Source organism: Kitasatospora sp. NPDC057512, assembly GCF_042802135.1.
In the GTDB taxonomy this organism is placed as follows: Bacteria; Actinomycetota; Actinomycetes; order Streptomycetales; family Streptomycetaceae; genus Kitasatospora.
Genome location: NZ_JBHVET010001247.1, coordinates 1 through 1,283 on the forward strand (window position 1 = coordinate 1; position 1,283 = coordinate 1,283).

Below are 1,283 nucleotides of genomic sequence, written 5' to 3' on the forward strand. Positions count from 1 at the left end.
GCCGGTGGCCGTTCGGTCGGCGGCCCGGGCTCGGGCACGGTTGTCCGTCGGGCGTCGTACCGCCGGACGCCGGGCACCGCCGCCGTGCCCGCGCAGACCACCGTCACCAGCACCGCCGCCGCCAGCAGCGGCACCCGGTCGCCCCACGCCCCGGCGGCCAACGGGGCCAGGACGTAGCCGAGCGGGGCGGCGGCCAGCGAGAGCAGCCAGTCGTAGGAGGTGACCCGGGCCGGCGTCCCCGGCGGGAAGTCCTGCTGGACCACCGTCTCCCAGACCGGGTTGAGGAAGCCCAGCCCGGCCATCGCCACCGCCTGCGCCGCCACCGCGACCGGCGCCGGGGCGGGGAGGGCGAGCGCGAGCAGCGGCAGCCCGTACAGCGCGAGGGCGAGGTTGCCGGCCAGGACCGGGCGGCGGGGCCGCAGCCGTGCGGCGACCAGCGAGCCGACCAGCAGGCCCACCGCGCCCGCCGTCCGACCGATGAAGAGCAGGCGGAAGCCGCTCAGGCTCAAGGGGTGTGCTGTCACGCGCCGCACTGTATTTCGATGACGAAATTTCGGCAACGAATATTTTGATGCCGTCGTTTCTGTGGCGGTTTGTAGACTCCTCCCATGGCCGAGCACCCTTCCGAACAGCACACTCCGCCCCGCGACCGGATGGAGCCCCGCGACTGGACGGACGGTCATGTCGACCGCTGGCAACCGGTGCTGCCCGACCTCGACCCGGTCATCGAGGCCTCCGTCACCCGGATGTGGCGGCTCACCCGCCACCTCGGCCGGGTCCGCGAACAGGGCGTCGCCGACTACGGCCTGCACAAGCACGAGTTCGACACCCTGCACGTGCTGGCCGGCCGCGGCGGCCACGCCGCCCCCTCCGACCTGCGGGCCGACCTCAACCTCGCCCCGGCCTCGGTCACCGGGCGGCTGGAGACCCTGGAGCGGCGCGGCTTCGTCCTGCGCACGCCGTCCACGGAGGACCGCCGGAAGGTCGACATCGTCCTGACCGAGGCCGGGCGCGCCGCCTGGCGCAAGGCCCTGGACGTGGTGGGCCGGGAGGAGCAGCGGCTGCTGGGGGTGCTGTCCGAGGAGGAGCGGCGCACGCTGGCGGACCTGCTGCGGAAGGTGATGCTCGCTCAGGAGGGGACGGCGGAAGGCCGGACTTCCGCGTCGGCGCAGCCCTCGTAGCGCTCGGGCGGTTTCCAGCGGTCGTCGCGACACCGGTGGCCCTCGCGGCCCGGTGGCCCGGCCGGCGGGAGGCGCCGGCCGGGCCGGGGGCGTGGCTGGGGG

Annotated in this window: 1 protein-coding gene and 1 pseudogene; one reads left to right on the plus strand and one right to left on the minus strand. The window is 75.2% G+C overall.

The genetic code is table 11. The annotated features are described in order from the left end of the window. Positions 1-464: pseudogene (locus ACFU6K_RS39235) on the minus strand (MFS transporter); the annotation flags it as partial. A 189-nt stretch (positions 465-653) separates the two neighbouring features. Between ACFU6K_RS39235 and ACFU6K_RS39240 the strand changes: the two are divergent. Further along, positions 654-1,181: a MarR family winged helix-turn-helix transcriptional regulator gene (locus ACFU6K_RS39240; protein ID WP_380671493.1), complete on the plus strand. Its 528-nt coding sequence runs from the start codon at positions 654-656 to the stop codon at positions 1,179-1,181. Positions 1,182-1,283 lie beyond the last annotated feature (102 nt).

Excerpts from the sequence above, each read along its gene's own strand:
- ACFU6K_RS39240 (WP_380671493.1), top strand. The coding sequence starts at position 654 with ATGGAGCCCCGCGACTGGACGGACGGTCATGTCGACCGCTGGCAACCG.